This is a genomic window from Porphyromonas sp. C0041D3 (genome assembly GCF_056590575.1).
Genome location: NZ_JBWPWJ010000001.1, coordinates 198379 through 215845 on the forward strand (window position 1 = coordinate 198379; position 17467 = coordinate 215845).

At 56.3% G+C, this 17467-nt stretch carries 14 protein-coding genes and 2 tRNA genes; 9 read left to right on the forward strand and 7 right to left on the reverse strand.

The genetic code is table 11. From position 1 onward, the window contains the following. Nucleotides 1–2: 2 nt before the first annotated feature. From AC1EKE_RS00835 to AC1EKE_RS00870, 8 genes are all read left to right on the forward strand, one after another. Nucleotides 3–701 carry a M15 family metallopeptidase gene (locus AC1EKE_RS00835; RefSeq protein ID WP_480307584.1) on the forward strand — a complete coding sequence of 233 codons (699 nt, stop codon included), beginning with the start codon at nt 3–5 and terminating at the stop codon, nt 699–701. Between the two features lie 4 nt (nt 702–705). Continuing rightward, nucleotides 706–1422, forward strand: coding sequence for an SAM-dependent methyltransferase (locus tag AC1EKE_RS00840; protein ID WP_296158749.1), 717 nt, complete (start codon nt 706–708; stop codon nt 1420–1422). A gap of 1 nt (nt 1423) precedes the next feature. Next, complete coding sequence (locus AC1EKE_RS00845) at nt 1424–2044, forward strand: L-threonylcarbamoyladenylate synthase (RefSeq protein WP_296158748.1); 621 nt, start codon at nt 1424–1426, stop codon at nt 2042–2044. Nucleotides 2045–2218: 174 nt separating this feature from the next. Then, nucleotides 2219–2300: transfer RNA gene (locus AC1EKE_RS00850), tRNA-Leu, on the forward strand. A 293-nt stretch (nt 2301–2593) separates the two neighbouring features. Continuing rightward, nucleotides 2594–4243, forward strand: coding sequence for a (E)-4-hydroxy-3-methylbut-2-enyl-diphosphate synthase (gene ispG / locus AC1EKE_RS00855; protein WP_480307586.1), 1650 nt, complete (start codon nt 2594–2596; stop codon nt 4241–4243). Nucleotides 4244–4269: 26 nt separating this feature from the next. Then, nucleotides 4270–4860 carry a thymidine kinase gene (locus tag AC1EKE_RS00860; protein WP_297129604.1) on the forward strand — a complete coding sequence of 197 codons (591 nt, stop codon included), beginning with the start codon at nt 4270–4272 and terminating at the stop codon, nt 4858–4860. Next, on the forward strand, nt 4857–5777 hold the full coding sequence (locus AC1EKE_RS00865; RefSeq protein WP_480307588.1) for an O-fucosyltransferase family protein: 921 nt from the start codon (nt 4857–4859) through the stop codon (nt 5775–5777). Before AC1EKE_RS00860 ends, AC1EKE_RS00865 begins: the two co-directional genes overlap by 4 nt. 9 nt (nt 5778–5786) lie before the next feature. Beyond that, on the forward strand, nt 5787–7709 hold the full coding sequence (locus AC1EKE_RS00870) for an ABC-F family ATP-binding cassette domain-containing protein (protein WP_480307589.1): 1923 nt from the start codon (nt 5787–5789) through the stop codon (nt 7707–7709). Here the strand turns inward: AC1EKE_RS00870 and AC1EKE_RS00875 are convergent, their stop codons facing one another. From AC1EKE_RS00875 to AC1EKE_RS00895, 5 genes are all read right to left on the reverse strand, one after another. Next, complete coding sequence (locus tag AC1EKE_RS00875) at nt 7710–8555, reverse strand: MBL fold metallo-hydrolase (protein WP_480307591.1); 846 nt, start codon at nt 8553–8555, stop codon at nt 7710–7712. An 11-nt stretch (nt 8556–8566) separates the two neighbouring features. Further along, on the reverse strand, nt 8567–9631 hold the full coding sequence (locus AC1EKE_RS00880; protein ID WP_480307593.1) for an asparaginase: 1065 nt from the start codon (nt 9629–9631) through the stop codon (nt 8567–8569). 44 nt (nt 9632–9675) lie between these two features. Then, nucleotides 9676–10149, reverse strand: coding sequence for a gliding motility lipoprotein GldH family protein (locus AC1EKE_RS00885; RefSeq protein ID WP_480307595.1), 474 nt, complete (start codon nt 10147–10149; stop codon nt 9676–9678). Between the two features lie 25 nt (nt 10150–10174). Continuing rightward, entirely contained in the window at nt 10175–11356 is a 1182-nt protein-coding gene (locus tag AC1EKE_RS00890; protein WP_480307597.1) for a PSP1 domain-containing protein, read from the reverse strand. A gap of 66 nt (nt 11357–11422) precedes the next feature. After that, nucleotides 11423–12628: a metallophosphoesterase family protein gene (locus AC1EKE_RS00895; protein WP_480307598.1), complete on the reverse strand. Its 1206-nt coding sequence runs from the start codon at nt 12626–12628 to the stop codon at nt 11423–11425. Nucleotides 12629–12814: 186 nt separating this feature from the next. Here AC1EKE_RS00895 and AC1EKE_RS00900 point away from each other — a divergent pair, with 186 nt between their 5' ends. Next, nucleotides 12815–14953, forward strand: a complete 2139-nt coding sequence (locus AC1EKE_RS00900) for a peptidylprolyl isomerase (protein WP_480307600.1) — start codon at nt 12815–12817, stop codon at nt 14951–14953. Nucleotides 14954–15197: 244 nt separating this feature from the next. Here the strand turns inward: AC1EKE_RS00900 and AC1EKE_RS00905 are convergent, their stop codons facing one another. Next, the gene (locus AC1EKE_RS00905; protein ID WP_480307601.1) at nt 15198–16268 is read right to left on the reverse strand and encodes a type I restriction endonuclease; all 1071 of its coding nucleotides are present in this window, start codon (nt 16266–16268) and stop codon (nt 15198–15200) included. A 602-nt stretch (nt 16269–16870) separates the two neighbouring features. Then, a tRNA-Arg gene (locus AC1EKE_RS00910) sits at nt 16871–16944 on the reverse strand. Nucleotides 16945–17467: the final 523 nt, after the last annotated feature.

Here is a 17467-nt window from a genome sequence, read left to right on the forward strand (position 1 = left end):
CGATGAGCGTGATCCGTCGGTGCCACCTCTACCTTGTCGGTCTAGTGCTCGCCCTCTCTGTGACAGAGGGGCTGGCTCAGAGCTCGATAGATGTTAAGATGCGCGCCTACGGACTAGTCGACATTTCCGAGGTGGACTCCACCATCATGGTAGACCTTATGTACTCTCGGAGCGACAACTTCATGCAGGCGGATGTCTACGGAGACTTCGCCACCGCCTATCTGACCCCCGACTTTGCAGCCAAGATTGCGAGAGCCCAGCAGATACTGCGGGAGGAGAGGGGCGACCGCTACTCGATCATCATCTACGATGCAGCGCGACCTCTCTCAGTCCAGCAGCGGATGTGGAATCTCGTCAAGGACACCCCGAGCAAGGTCTACGTCGCACCGGTCAGTAAGCGGGGTGGCGGGCGGCATAATTACGGGGTCGCTGTCGATATGAGCCTCTACGACAGGGAGTCCGGTCAGCCACTTGACATGGGCAGCCCGGTCGACCACTTCGGCATACGTGCCCACATCAATAATGAAGCGGCTTTGGTCAAGCAGGGACTCATCACGAGAGAGGCGATGAAGAATAGGCAATACCTCTTCCACCTCATGGACCGTGTGGGACTGAGACCGATCCGCAAGGAGTGGTGGCACTTCCAGGAGCGCAATTCGATCCGCGAGGTACGGGAGCAAAATCGGCTCTTAGACTTCTGACGATATGAAAGGGAAGCTATACCTGATACCGGTCTCGCTGGGCGATAGCCCCACCTCTCGGTACGCACCCGCGCTAAATGTCGAGCTGGTCTCCCGGCTGAGCCACTTCGTGGTGGAGAGTGCCCGGACGGCTCGGCGCTGCATCCGCTCGCTCTGCCCAGAGAAGGACTTGGACGACCTGCTCCTACTCGAGGTTGATAAGCACAAGGGGTACAGCTACCCGAGGGAGAGGGTGATGACACTCCTCGGTGAGGGCGTGGACGTGGGCTTTATGAGCGAGGCAGGCTGTCCCTGCGTCGCCGACCCCGGGAGCATCGTCGTCGCCGACTGCCACAAGGCCGGCTTTGACGTCGTCCCGCTGGTCGGGCCATCCTCTATCATCCTGTCGCTGATGGCATCAGGCTTCAGCGGTCAGTCCTTTGCCTTCCACGGCTATCTCCCCTTTGATGGCAAGGAGCGACGTCAGGCCTTAGGCGAGGCTGCCGCTCGGGTCCGTCGGTTCGGTGAGACGCAGATATTCATCGAGGCACCCTACCGAAACGACCGATTGCTGAGGGAGCTGGTGGAGCTCCTGCCGAGCGACCTCTCACTCTGTATGGCAGTGGACCTCACCACGGACCAGGAGGAGATCCACCGGATGACCATCTCCGAGTGGCGACAAGTGCTCTCACGAGAGAGCAGCTGGCACAAGAGACCGGCAATCTTCCTAATAGGACAATGATATGTTACTGAAATACTACACCAATGGCACACCCTCGCCCGTCCTGCTGAAGCAACTCTCGCAGTCACTGCAGGCGGACAAGCTGCTGATCATCCCGACCGACACCGCCTACAGTATCTGCTGCAATGCCCTCAGCATATCGGCTCTCGGTCAGCTCGCTGACATCAAGGGGGTGGATCCGGAGCAGAGCCACTTTACGATCATGTGTCAGGACCTCTCGCAGGCGAGCGAGTATGCCAAGCTGGACAACGAGATGTTCCGGATGATGAAGCAGAATACCCCCGGACCCTTCACCTTTATCCTCCCCACGAGCAGCGCCCTACCCCGTATCTATAAGGGTCGTAAGGAGGTGGGCATCCGCATCCCACGTCACGAGCTGGTCCTCTCACTGATACGCTACAGTGGTTCTCCGCTCACCGGCTTCTCTCTCCCGGAGCTGCCGCAGCAGCTGGAGGACATCGCCTACGACTTCAATCCCGAGCTGATCAACGAGCTCTGGGGCGACAAGGTTGAGCATGTGGTGGATGGCGGCATCGGCAGTCTGCAGGAGTCGGCGATCATCGACTGCACATCGGAGCCCTACTCCATTGTGCGTGAGGGACCGGAGGAGCTAAAGCTGTAGGACATTAGCGCAGGGTCAACCAGGGGGGAAGAATAAAATTATTTAGTTTCCCCGCTTGCACATTAGTGGAAAAATAGTATCTTTGCACTCGAAAAGAAGAAAGGAGGATGATTCTTTGGGAAAAGGGTCTCTCCTGCGAGTAGCAGATAGACTTGGGGGAGCCACGGACAATTAGCGGCTGTGGCGTAATTGGTAGCCGCGCCAGACTTAGGATCTGGTGGAGAAATCCGTAAGGGTTCGAGTCCCTTCAGCCGCACTCGTTTAGGTAAGATTGATGATTAGTTTTCATAGATTGTAAGTTTTGGTTTTTGACGCTCTAAGCTTTCGCTTAGGGCGTATTTTTTTGCCCGGTGGAGGAGGCCTATTTCTAATACCGATATTAGCCGCGACTAATACCGATATTAGGATTCTCTTTTACCGGTAATAGATTTCTCTAAACCCGATATTAGAAGCAGCCGGTTTCTACAGGCTCTTGATGCGTTTGCTGACCCGACTATGGTCGGACCCTGCGGTAAATGTGGTAACTTTGCGTCAAAAGAGCAGAGAGCCATGACAGAGAGACTTATCAAATACCGGAGACGCCCCACCACCGCGGTGCACGTCGGCGCCCACCTCATCATCGGAGGGGGGTACCCGATCGTGATCCAGTCGATGGCCAATGTGGACACCAACGACCTTGAAGCGAGCGTAGCGCAGGCGAAGCGCATCGCCGAGGCGGGAGGAGAATTGGTTCGCTTCACGACACAGGGCGTGAGGGAGGCGAGGGCGATAGGTCTGATACACGACCGGCTCCGGGAGTCTGAGAGCCAGATCCCGCTGGTTGCTGATGTGCACTTCAACCCCAAGGCCGCCTACGAGGCTGCCAAGCATGTGGAGAAGGTGCGGATCAATCCCGGCAACTTCTACGACCCGGCGCGCGTCTTCGAGCGGGTGGAGTACACCGACGCTGAGTATGCGCACGAGCTGGAGGAGCTACAGAGTAAGTTTGCCGACTTCCTCGACCACTGCCGCTCGTACGGCACGGCGATCCGGATAGGGGTCAATCACGGGTCACTATCCGACCGGATCATGTCTCGGTACGGGGACACGGCGCCGGGGATGGTGGAGAGCTGCATGGAGTTCCTCGAGGTGTGCCGGCGGAAGAGCTTCGACGACGTCGTGATCTCGCTCAAGTCCTCCAATACCGTGCTGATGACGGAGGCGGTGCGCCTGCTGGTGAGCGAGATGGAGAGGAGGGACATGCACTACCCGCTCCACCTCGGCGTGACCGAGGCGGGGGATGCCGAGGACGGTCGCATCAAGAGCGCCGTCGGCATCGGTGCCCTGCTGAGTGAGGGGCTGGGCGACACCATCCGCGTGTCACTGAGCGAGCCACCGGAGCAGGAGATCAAGCCGGCAAGGATCTTGGTCGAGTGCGTGGAGCAGGCCGCCGAGGCTGAGCCCATTTCGCTCGACTCGTCATCTGTCACCCCCCACCCCGTGAGACCATCGAGTACGCCCTTGGTCATCGGGGAGGTCGACACCTATGAGAGAGACTGCTGTCCCGACTTGGTACGCTCTGATCCCCGCTTAGTGACGGTCACTGACGGGGAGGCACTCCGCGGGGAGATCCCCGACCTCCCGGAGGGGGGACATCTGATCATCCGGATCACCCACCCCGATGCGCCCGCTATGCTGAGGGCACTGGATGAGGTGATGACCACACCATATATAATAGGCATCTCCGCTGAGGGGCGGGCCGACGAGGCGGCGGTCAGGCTCGGCTATGCGCTTGGCTCAGCCCTTCTGCGCGGGCAGGGAGAGGGCCTCTACGTCTCGGGTCCGCACCTGAGCGGCAGAGAGGCTGTTCGGCTCGCCTTTGGACTGCTACAGGCAAGCCGAAGACGGATCTCTAAGACTGAATTTATCTCCTGCCCCGGCTGTGGTCGCACGCTCTTTGACCTCCAGGAGACGGTCGCAAGGGTGAAGGCTGCCACCTCGCACCTCAAGGGACTTAAGATAGGTGTGATGGGCTGTATCGTGAATGGTCCCGGGGAGATGGCAGACGCAGACTACGGCTACGTGGGGTCGACACCCGGACGGGTCGACCTCTACCACGGCAAGGAGCGGGTGCGGCGCGGTATCCCGCAGGACGAGGCGGTCAATCACCTGGTCGACCTCATCAAGGAGTGCGGCGACTGGAGGGAAAAGGAAGAGTGATGGACGAGGACGAGCTGGACGAGCGGATGCACGAGGGGCTCTACGAGCGACCCAATAATGGCTTCCCCGCCCGAGGAAGCATCGAGGTGATCGTGGGGTCGATGTTTTCCGGCAAGACAGAGGAGCTCATGCGCCGTCTCAGGAGGGCAGTGATCGCACGCCAGCGGGTGCAGGTATTTAAGCCCCTGATAGATACTCGCTACTCACAGGGGGACGTGGTCAGCCACGATCGCAATACGCTCGAGGCTACCGCTGTGGCACGCCCGGAGACGATCCTTCTCCTGAGCTCGGATGCTCAGGTGGTGGGGATCGATGAGGGGCAGTTCTTTGACACTTCCTTAGTAGATATTTGCCTACAGATGGCCGATAGCGGCATCAGGGTGGTTGTATCGGGACTGGATATGGACTACGAGCGGAAGCCCTTTGGCTGCATGCCACGCCTGATGGCGGTCGCCGATCGGGTCCTCAAGGTACACGCCATCTGCGTTTCCTGTGGTGCCCCCGCCCTATACTCCTACCGCCTGGTCTCCGACCAGAAGCAGGTACTCGTCGGGGCAAAAGCGGAATACGAACCCCTCTGTCGCAATTGTTATCTCAAGCGTCTCAAGCACCTATGAATACATCCACAAAGACTGACCAAGAGAGAGCAGATCAGCTCACCCCTGACCCATCAGGAAAGATCACGCTTGTACCGATCGGTGGGCTGGGAGAGCGGCTTCGTGCCGTGGCCTCGACCATTGCCCTGGCGCGGAAGTACTGCCGACCACTGGAGATCATCTGGTTTGAGACCGATGACTTTATGGCTCCGTCCAATCGACTTTTTACCCTCGACCCTCAGATGAGGAGGGAGGAGATCACGATCCGAGAGGCGAAGTGGACCGACTGGATCAGCAACCGCTATCCCGACAAGGGGAATGTCTGGCTCTCGGCACCCTATCTGATGGTCTCCTTCGACAGCGTGCTGACAGACGACAAGATCAAGGAGCTGCAGGCGCATGCGCCGGAGCAGCTGGAGCTGATATTCCGCCGGAGACACCACCGGCTATTCATCGAGACTGGGATGGAGCTGACTCGCTCGCGAGATATGTACAGTCCACTACTTCCCAATATCGAGGTGATCAACGTGCGCAACTCTCGCCTCTCCTCGTGGCACAACAATATCGTCGGGATCCACATAGACCGCGACTCCGCCGTATCGATGCAGGACAGCCCGATAGAGCTCTTCATCAAGCGGATGCATGAGATCGTAGTCGCCGATCCCGGCACCTCCTTCTTCGTCACCACCACCTCTCACAATGAGCGGGAGCGGCTCCAGACGCTCTACAGCTCGAGGATCATCGCCCCCTCCTCTATGTCGGACGGGACGTCAGTAGACGGACTGATCGAGATCTATGGGGACCTGCTCGCGCTCTCCCAGACAACTAAGATCCTCACCACGCCGAATAGCGCCTACAGCGCCGTTGCCTCCGCCATGGGACACATCCGATCAGAGGCACTGAGCATCTACTCGTCTTCCACGATCATCACCACCTAATATCACACCATGCTCACGCTAAGTCACGTCGGCGTCTCCTTTGGCGCCACCGTACTCTTCTCAGATATCAATCTACAGGTCAATGCCGGGGAGCGGATAGCGCTCGCCGGACGTAATGGTGCCGGGAAGACCACCCTTCTCAATATCATTGCGGGGCTCAACGCTCCGACGGATGGGTCTGTCGCCTTAGCCAAGGGGGCTGAGATTGGGTACCTGCCACAGTATATGATGCTCAATGATGAGCGAACCGTCCGCGAGGAGGCCCGCAAGGCTTTCTCCAAGGAGCTGGAGCTAAAGGCGACGGTGGACCGGCTGACTGAGGAGGTGGCTACCCGCACCGACTACGACACGGAGGAGTATATGGAGCTGATCCAGCAGCTCGCCAATGCGACGGAGCTGCTCTCTATCTACGACACGTCGCGGATGGAGGCGGAGATCGAGAAGACTCTGAAGGGACTGGGCTTCGAGCAGAAGGACTTCGATCGGCCGACGAGGGAATTCTCCGGAGGGTGGCGCATGAGGATAGAGCTGGCAAAGATCCTGCTCGGGAGGCCAGACCTGCTCTTGCTCGACGAGCCGACCAACCACCTCGACATGGAGTCGATCGTCTGGCTGGAGGACTTCCTGACCGCCTCACCCGCAGCCGTGATCATGGTCTCGCATGACCGGCGATTCCTCGACAACGCCACCACCCGCACCGTGGAGATCTCGATGGGGAAGGCGTATGACTTTAAGGTCAATTACTCCCACTATGAGGAGCTGCGGGAGGAGCGCTTCGAGCAACAGAAGAGAGCCTACGAGAATCAGCAGAAGATGATCAAGGAGACCGAGGACTTCATCGAGCGCTTTAGGTATAAGCCGACGAAGTCGACCCAGGTGCAGTCCCGGATCAAGGCGCTGGAGAAGATCGACCCGATAGAGATCGACGAGATCGACCGCAAGACGATCCACTTCCGCTTCCCCATGAGCATCCCCTCCGGTGCCTACCCGCTTATCACCAAGGATATGAGAGTCACCTACGACGGCAAGAGGTACGTCCTCGACGGCATTGACCTGACGATCGAGCGGGGCGATAAGATTGCTCTCGTGGGGCGAAACGGCTCGGGTAAGACTACCTTCGTGAGGGCCGTGCTGGGAGAGATCCCCAGTGAGGGGTCGATCAAGATCGGCCATCAGGTGATCACCTCCTACTTTGCCCAGAACGAATCCTCCATGCTTGATCCGGAGAAGACGATCCACGACACCATCGACGATGTGGCCGTGGGGGATATTCGCTCGAGGATCAACGACATACTGGGAGCCTTTATGTTTGGAGGCGAGACAGCCGACAAGAAGGTGAAGGTGCTGAGTGGCGGGGAGAAGGGGCGCCTCGCGATGATCAAGCTCCTTCTCTCCCCCTCCAACTTCCTCATCCTTGATGAGCCGACCAACCACCTCGACATAGCCTCTAAGGGAGTGCTGAAGGAGGCGATAGCCAATTACGACGGCACGGTGCTGATCGTGAGCCACGACCGTGACTTCTTGGAGGGACTGGTGGACAAGGTGATCGAATTTGAGGACGGGAAGGTCATCAACCATCTTGGTGGTATGGAGGAGTACCTGCGGAAGCTCCACGACCGCAATACAGAGATCAATCAGTCGACAGCAAAGGAGGGCGAAGGAGAGAAGAAAGTGCCCAAGGGAGGAGGACGCGAAGACTATGAGCAGCAGCGGGAGCAGCAGCGACAGATCTCGCGCTTAGAGAAAGCCCTTGCCAAGGCTGAGGAGGCGGTTGATCAGCTCGAGACAGAGAAGACGTCCTTAGAGGACAGGCTGACGATACAGGCCACTCCGGACCTGCTCAATCAGTACGAGGAGGTAGACTACAGGCTGAAGAAAGCGATGAAGGAGTGGGAGAAGTGCGCTGAGGAGCTAGCAGCCTACAGCGACTGATCAGCACAGCTTATAAAGCGGTGAGATCACCCGACGTTGCAGCACTTCGAGCTGCAGATCCAGCCCGGGGCGGACTCCGATTGCGCTGAGTGCGTTGCTCATAGAGTCTCGCGCCACTGAGGGATTGTTATTTTGCCCACTGAGGTGACATAGAGCGAGGAAACGTAGGTCGGGGTGGTAGTTTCTCGTCACCGTGCAGGCTGCCTCGCCATTGCTGAGGTGCCCGTGACTGCTGAGGATCCGCCTCTTGAGCATCATCGGATAGGGACCTCTCCGCAACATCTCCTCGTCGTAGTTACTCTCGATCACGAGGTAATTTGCTCCCCTAATAGCTGCCTCCACCTCCACAGTCACTTCACCCACATCTGTTATCAGGGTAAAGCAGCCGCGTGGTCCGGTGATCCGATACCCAACATTCTGCGTCGCATCGTGCGGCACCTCAAAGGAGGAGATCTCCATGGCACCCAGCGTGAGTGGCTGACCCAGCTCCATGAGAGCCAAGTGGTTCATCAGTCCACCATGCAGGTAGGTGGCGTGGTGAAGTGCCTTATAGACCAGCGGGGAGGCATAGACCGGTATGGAGAAGTCCACGGCAAAGGACTCTAAACCCCGGATATGATCAGCGTGGTCGTGCGTGACAAAGATAGCCGCGAGCTGCTTGGGATCGATCTCCAGCTCCTTAAAGCTCTTCTTAAGCGTGCGGATCCCCAGCCCCGCATCGATCATAATCATTGTGTCGCCACAGGAGAGAAGAGAGGCATTGCCACAGCTACCACTGCTCAGGCTTCGGAAGTAAAAGGCCTCGTGATCTCTGGTCTGATCGGGAAAGAGGGAGGATGCAAACATGTACTATCGTCTCACACGGTCATCTCTCCCCTGAGATTGACCCCCATCAGCCGCTTCACCTCGTCAGAGGACTTGCCGCTGCCCAGCAGATGCATCAGCTTGGCGAGAGCGGCCTCTACGGTCATGTCGTGACCGCTCAGCACGCCGGCACCGAGGAGGGTGACACCTGTCGCATAGCGCTCCATCTTCACCTTTCCGACAAAGCACTGCGAGATATTGACGATGATGATCCCCTGAGACGTGGTCTCCTTAAGGATCTCGAGGAAATGCTCCGATGCCGGGGCATTACCGCTACCGAAGGTCCTAAAGACCACAGCCTTGAGCCCCGGGGTCTCAAAGGCTGACGCCACCATGCTCTCCGGCAGTCCCGGGAAGAGCGAGAGGACGAGTATATTGGGATCAAGATCCAAGTGAAGCCGCAGGTCGCCCTCCCCAAAGTCACTCCGCATCAGCACCTCAGGATGATAGTGGATGTCGATGCCCGCATGTGCGAGACAGGGATAATTGGGAGAGTCAAAAGCCTTAAACTGATCTGAGCTCACCTTCGTGCATCGGTTTCCTCTCAGGAGTCGGTTGTCGAAGTAGATGCACACCTCCCTCACGAGGGGATTTCCCATCGGATCCTTTGCCGCAGCAATCTCGATCGACGTGAGCAGATTCTCCTTGCCATCCGTCCGCACCTTACCGATAGGCAGCTGCGACCCGGTCAGCAGGACCGGCTTGCAGAGCCCCTCCAGCATAAAGCTGAGCATGGAGGCGGTGTAAGCCATAGTGTCCGTCCCGTGGAGTATCACGAAGCCGCTGTACTTGTCATAATTCTCCCGAATAGTCAGCGCCATCTCCCGCCAGTGCGTCGGCCCCATCTCGCTGGAGTCAATAACCTGATCGAAGGAGTAGGTATCGATATGGAAGGAGAAGTTATTCACCTCCGGGACATGCTCCTCTATGTAGGCAAAGTCTATCGCCTTCAGCGCACCGGTATTAGGATCCTCGGTCATGCCGATCGTCCCGCCCGTATAGATGAGGAGGACCGCTGTGGAGGGGTCGTAGGGCTTATTGTTGGTCGATTTTCTCATGGTGACTATAGAAGTAAAAAAGGTCAAGCGCAAAGATAGCTATATTATCGGCTCGGTGTCACAGTGACCCCCACCTCGATCACCCCTCGGATGACAGAGTCCCTCAGAAGTGGTCGGAGACTGATGGTATAGAAGCTCGAGGTATCCGGTCGGAAGTCTGATATGATCGCAAAGGGGTACTCCCTCACGATGTAGCCGGTCGTCCGGAGCTTCGCCGGCGTGATGGGTAGCATTACCTTAGACTCCTCGAAGTGGTGATCCGGGGTCTCCAAGACTACGCCGAGGGGTATCTGGCGTAAGGCGAAGTCGGGAGTCACCCGCACCACACCCTCTACCAGATAGCGCTCACCGGGAGGGGCAGAAAAGGTGTAGAAAAGCTCATCATCGATAGCCCACTCTGCCCCCTCCAGCGACTGATAGTAAGAGTAGATCGGCTGCACCCTCCGCTGGCATGCATGCAAGAGCAGCACCACCAGCAGAGAGGCGACAAAGAGACCATACCGACTGAGCCGCTTCATAGCACCTTTGTCACTACGAAAGAGTCTACTTGCGAGCCTCACCCCGCGGCTGTCTTGTCCCCTTGGACCGCCCGGACGAGCCACCCTGAGGGCGCCTCCTATTCCGACCATTACGCGACCGCTTGGGACGTGAGTCGTCTCGGGACTTGTCGAAGCGGGAGAGGCTCTCCTCCGACAGTATGTCACTTACCCGACTCAGTCCGGAGAGCTGCTCCTCCTCAGAGTCTGAGACGAGCGATACCGGTTGTATGCCGGCACGATTTTGGTCAATCACCTCGAGGGCTCGCTCCTTGCTGATCGTCACCACCTCGCGCTGCTTGGACGGGGCATCCCCGGTGGAGATATAGGAGACCTGTCCCGCAAGGGTATCCGCCTTGAGAAACGCATAGACACCACGCTGACACTCCAGCCGCACATCTCTCGGTGGCAGCGAGCTCTGAGCCTCCGCATAGGTGTCTCTCTCATAATTGAGGCAGCACTTTAGCTTGGCACACTGACCCGCCAGCTTCTGAGGATTGATAGCAATATCTTGTTGGCGGGCCACATTGGTACTGACAGAGTGGAAGCTGGTCATCCACCCCGAGCAGCAGAGCTGTCGTCCGCAGGGACCAATACCACCGATCCGTCCCGCCTCCTGACGAGCACCGATCTGTCTCATCTCCACACGTATGTGGAAGGCGTCTGCCAGCTCTCTGATCAGCTGCCGGAAGTCCACCCTGTGATCAGCGATGTAGTAGAAGATCGCCTTCTGCCCATCACCCTGATACTCCACATCCCCGATCTTCATATCCAGCCCCAGCCTCTTCGCGATCTGACGGCTGCCGATCATCGTCTCGTGCTCTTTCGCCTTGCTCTCCTCGTACTTCTGCAGGTCTAGCGGACGAGCTATGCGATAGATGGTCTTGGGCTGCTCCGGCATCGTGACCCCAAGCTTACGCATCTGGAGATCCACCAGTCGGCCGGTGAGCGAGACCCGCCCTATATCGTGACCGGGAGAGGCCTCGACAGCCACCATATCGCCCTTGGTGAGAGAAAGGTGAAGATTATTGAGGAAAAACTCCTTGCGGGTGTTCTTGAATTGTACCTCCACGTACGGGTGGTCGTCCAAGGACTCCGGTACGTCGTAGAAGTAATCGTATGTATCCAACTTACCACTATTGCCCGCCACCGACGGACACTTAGTGTGAGAGTCACTATCTTGTATCATAAAATATTCGGCTTCGCTTTGATAGTCTTGCGACTATACAAAGGTAGCAAAATGAGATGAGAGGGCTTAGCGACGCCCTTTCCGACTGACGCTAAGGGAGTCCAGCAGGGTCCCACCCTCCCGATAGACCGCTACCCTCAGCACCTTCTGGGTGACAGTCATGATGCCGTAGTACCGCGCTCCACTCTCCGAGGCAATGTGTCGCTCCGGCTCCTGCACCGAGTAGGTCTTGTGCGCCGTGCTTAGCCCTATGTAGTGAGGTCCGCCGCCATCGGCATCCCGGTCGTGGGCAAAGATATGGTCGTGTCCTGCCAGCACAAGGTCCACCCCGCATCGGCGAAATAGAGGACCGAGGAGACTATTATTCAGAGGGTTAAATCGGTTCTTCGTCCCGGAGTAAACCGGATGATGAGCACAGACAACGAGGAAGGGCTGATCCTTCCGCTCCCTCAGCACCCGCTCCAGCCACGGACGCTGAGTGCCGATGGACCAGAAGAGGGAGTTGGAGTCGTAGCAGACCACCCGCATATCGGGATAGTCAATATAGTAGGCGTGCCCCACCCTCTCCTCGGGACCATTGTCGGGGTAGTCAAGGACATACTCCCACCGATCATCCACATCGTACATCAGCCCCGCCTCATTCTCATGATCTCCGATCACGGTGATCAGAGGGATGCGCGGTGCCACAGAGGCAAAGGCATCGTAGTACCGTCTCCAGTACTGATCATGAGGGCGCTCAATCAGGTCTCCCACCTGGATCCACGCCGCCGCACCGGGGTGCGCCCTATACAAGCTGTCCATCAGCGGTCGCGTATCATCCCCCCAAGTGTCCTGCACATCACCGATAAGCACAAAGGTCTGAAGGCTGTCCGACGGGATGACGAGCGTGTCCCGATAGGCCTCCACCCCATCACCAGAGGTGATCGTGTAGGGGTACCTCCCCGCCACCAGTGAGGGGATAGTCACACTCTGCACGTGTGTCACTCCGCCGTGCGTCCTTATCTCATTATGAAAGGGTCCGCTCTGGAAGAGGAGACTATCCCCAGAGAAGAGGCGAAGGCTATCACCGCTGCGATCCGCCCCCGACACCCAAGAGACGACCCGCTCCCGGAGACCATCCTCCCCGGGGGTCAGTTGCACACGCTGCACACTGTCCGAGAGCACATACTCAGGCTCTACAAGCGGCGTGATCCACTTCGACCAATTGAAGCCAACTGTCCCGGTCGTGGTGGCTAATAGCGAAGCCGAGACTATCCGTATAATCTTGCCCATAGGGTCTCGTTGTTAGGTTTATCAGATGTGCAAATGTACCGACATGCCCCCATCTTGACAAGACCGACTGATCGAAATCCTAGCACAATACTATGGATGCCTTCTGGTTTTACATTTGCCTAAGTGTCAAAAACGTGGTACCTTCGCACGATATTAGATCGTACTTGTACGCTTACAACCGAAACAATGGCAACATTAGAGAAACTAAGAAGCAAAGCCGGATGCCTTATCGCCGCAGTAGGTCTCGGCATGGTCGCTTTCATCCTGGGAGACTTGGTCACCGGAGGGAGTGCCCTGTGGAGAGACAGCAAGATGACAGCCTTCTCTGTCAATGGCAATAAGGTCCGCATCGAGGACTACCAGCAGCATGTCAATGCTATGAATGAGCAGATGCGCGCTCAGGGTCAGTCCCTCAACTCCGACCAGACCGTACAGCTCAATAATCAGATCTTCGGCACCATCGTCTCCAATATGGTGCTCCATGACGAGGCTGGCAAGATCGGTCTGAGCATCACTCCTGCAGAGACCTTTGACCTCATCCAGGGTCAAAACATCTCGCCCATCATCCGTCAGCAATTCACGGATCCCAATACAGGAGAGTTCAATAGAGCACAGCTTCTTACGTTCCTTAAGCAACTCAATACCAAGGAGAATTACAGCCCCGAGCAGCAGTCGCAGATCGACCAGATGCGGAGCATGTGGGCTGAGACTGAGACCCAGGTAAGAGACCTCCGGCTCCAGGAGAAGTACCTCGGTCTCCTCTCCAAGGCTATCGTAGCTAATAAGCTCGAGGTGGCTCGCGAGACCGAGTACAATAAGACGGTCCAGAACCTCACCTACGTCGGTCGTCGCACGATCGCTCTGCCTGACTCTGCTGTCACGGTAGCCGATGCGGAGATCAAGGACTACTACAATGCGCACAAGGACTACTTCCGCACCGATGCCGGAGCGCACGTGGACGTCATCTACGCCTCCATCGACCCCTCTGAGGCCGACTACAAGGCCGCCGAGGAGGACATCCGATCCGCTCGCGAGGAGCTGATCGCCGGTAAGGATCCCGCTCTCGTGCTCTCCGACTACAGCGATGTGCCCTACGCTGACACCTACATCACCGCTGAGGACATCAATACCCCCTCTATGCCTACGGAGATCGCCAACTTCATCACCACTGCCGAGACCGGCTCCGTCAGTGAGATCATCCCGCAGGACAAGAATTACCTCGTCGCCAAGATCATCAGCCGCAAGCAGGCACCCGAGTCCCTGCTCGTGAGTCACATCGTACTCCCTCCCGCCGGTACGCCCAATGCCCCCGAGGTGAATGCTGATAGTCTCCTCGCTACACTGCAGGCTGCTCCCGCGACCTTCGCCACGGCTGCACGGACCTACTCCCTCGACCGCAACTCCTCTGCTCAGGGCGGTCAGATCGGTTGGCTCACCGAGGCTATGGCAACCAATTACATCGGTAAGGACTTTGCTGAGGCCATCTACTCCGCCCAGGTGGGTGTCCCCTTCTCCTTTACCTCCAAGTACGGTCGGCACATCATCCTCGTCTCTGAGGCAAAGCCTGTGGTAGATAAGTTTAAGGTCGCCCTTGCTGCCAAGGAGGTGACCGCCTCCACGGAGACGCAGACCCAGATCTACAATAACCTCAGCTCCTTCCTCACCTCAAGCAAAGACAAGGACCTCACCCAAGAGGCTCTCAACGCCGGCTACCAGGTACTCAAGGATCAGCTGATCTCCTCCTCGCAGCCCTCTATTGCCCCCGGCATCAGCAACAGTCGTGACATCGTCACCTGGACTATGCAGAATAAGGAGGGTACGATCTCCCCGATCAAGGAGGCTGACGAGAAGTACGTCGTCACCCGCGTCGGTAAAAAGTTCGGCGAGGGCTTTATGCCCATCGAGGTGGTGAAGGATCAGATTTCTGCACTCCTCGCCAATCAGAAGAAGGCAGACCTCCTCTACGATCAGATGATGAGCGCTGACCACTCTTCGCTCGAGGCTTACGCAAGTGCCATCGGCTCATCGATCGACTCACTCAGCTTCGTCAAGTACAGCACCACCAGACTTGAGGGTCTCGGCGTAGAGCCGGGCATCAACGCTGCCGCTGCTGTCGCTGCGCTGAATACCGCTACCCCCGTGAAGGGTCTCAATGGCGTCTACCTCGTCAATGTCCTCTCCCGTGAGGCTGATGCACAGGCGAGCGATGCCGCGACGATCAAGACCTCACTCGAGCGCTCACTGCAGGGTATGATCCGCGCAACTGCACTCCAGACGGTCATCTCCAAGGCTAAGATCTCTGACAACAGATACAACTTCTTCTAAGCCTTAGACCAAGTCGATAATCAAGAAGAGCGACCCCCCTTTGCAAGGGGGGTCGCTCTTCTTGATCGCTATCTGCCGGAGAGGGGCGGCACAGGTACGACAAAGCCACGCCGGGAGCGGATCCCGGCGTGGCTTCAGGGCGTGACTGAGTTGGGATTCGAACCCAAGACCCACAGTCCAATAGGCTGTTTCCCTCGCTTATAAAATGCTTATCTATTAAGTGCTAGCTGAGTTACTATTGATGTTACTCATTCTCGATATACTTCTTGGCAGCGTCCAAGATCTTATCTTCGTACTTATAGAGTTCGGATATTTTCCCATCCGTGAGATCAATATTCTCCTCAGGGTCTGGGTAGTGATTAATACTCAGCCGTCGAATGTCTCGGTAGTTAAAGCGCAAGCGGCAAACCGTCTTGGTCGTCTTGCCGTCTATAGTCACGGCAAAGTAACTCGCCGTATCCTTGTATGTTATTCGGTCGATGTCCATAATGCGCCCGAGGATTGCACGGATAATATTATAGCCGGCAAGCTCCTCATCTGTAGTTACGATACCATCATCACACTCGGGCTCTTCGCCTTTTTCTGGTTGCGGAGAAGGTGCCTCGGAATCTTTTATGGCTGCCTTAAGTCTCCCAGAGATCAAATCATTGAGGTGAGAGGAAATCGCTCGCTTGGTCAAGTCAGTAAATTGATCCAGGACGTTTTGAGTAAATGACTTGTCACAGACCTGCTTGCCGAGGAACTTAACAAACTCGGGACTTGGAGCCGAGAACTCTTCAGCAATGATATTTTTAAGTGCCATTAGGTACTTGAGATCGCTCGCCGTGGTGAGGATACTGTCCACGTCAAAGTAGGACTTGTGGAACTTCTTAAGCTCCTCGATTTGGGCCTCCTTCAGATCTAGCATATTGACCTCCAAAAATGGCTTCTTATCCATTTTGTTAGCCTCATCAATGTCTGTGTAAAAGCGGTAGAGTATGCCATTCGTGATGACACCAAACTTGGCATCTGAGATATTGAAGTAGCGGATCAGCTGATTGTCGTAGAGGTTAAGGTCCTGCTCCCAGTGCTTACACTCAATGAGGATCACCGGCTTATCATTCATCATGATAGCGTAGTCGATCTTCTCACCTTTCTTGGTGCCGATGTCGCAGGTAAACTCCGGCACCACCTCAAGAGGATTAAAAACGTCATACCCAAGTGCCTGTATAAAGGGCATGATAAGAGCGTTTTTGGTAGCCTCCTCGGTGTGGAGGCTGTCTTTTAGCTTTTCGATCCGTTCAGAGATCTGATTTACGCTGTCTTTAAAGTCCATTGCTGTATTGTTTTGGTGATTGCATAGTTCTCACATTATACTTGGGTGGTTTGATTTGATCACATACGATTGAGACACATCAACACCACTTCGACAGAGAGGCTCAACCTTCTTTCACCTAGATAACCAAGGATCTGGAGTAAAACCTCACTCGCTTCCATATGCCTCCCAGTGTTAAAAGGCCTACTTTTCAAGCAATTTCCTTGCATTGTACTTAGGCATTTCCTGCCTTTGTATCTGTGATAGCAAAAGAAATAAAGGGTGATCAGTTACTTTTATAGCTTCTATCGGAGACCAAATGTAACAATAATAAAGAGATATTGAACATTAAGAGACCAAAGAAATGATAGTCCTTACCTCAGACTCGAAGGAGACGATCCTCAGGGGATTAGACCAGACACAGTGGCGTCCAGAGTCTCTCGGACGTGAGCCTAAAGCTTAACAGCTTGCTCCTCGCCTTGATTGTAGCCGTCTCATCCAGCGATCAAATGCGAGATAGTGGTTTGAACAAAGGATACGGAGGAAGTATTTAGAGACTCACTGAGAGGTCAAGGTACAACAAAGCCACACCGGGAGGGCGATCCCGGCGTGGCTTCAAGGCGTGACTGAGTTGGGATTCGAACCCAAGACCCACAGCTTAGAAGGCTGTTGCTCTATCCAACTGAGCTACTCAGCCAGAGAGTGACCTCGCCACTCATTGACCGTGCAAAGGTACGATATTTAGCTCAAAAGTCTAAGCCCGCAGCCTGCATACTCAGGGCTGACGCATTTGAGCATTAGGTTAATCAAGTACCGAAGTGGGCTCATCCGTGAGGCACCCGAAGGGTGCTCGCTCCATAGGCATCGGTCATCCGCGAAGCGGTAACCGATGTGCCGATACCAGCCTTGATCCCCTCGACCCCTTGCGGGTCGCCGAGCAGAAATCCCCTTTCCCGGCGCCCCCCTCTGGGCGTCGCATTCCGCGGTCAAGGTTGATAGTGCGACACCCTGACGGGGTCGAGGGATTGCTTGCGACACCTGGTCCACGGGTCTTCGGGGCTAGGAAGTGGGCACCCACAAGGGGTGCTTCGTTCCCCTCTCTTCACGATGAGATGAATAGCTTCTGTACCAATCATATGCGTTGCCACAGCCTGTGTATACTGTAGAACAAACCCGGGAAGGTCAGAAAATGCTACTATCCCTCTGGGATAATTCTTTTA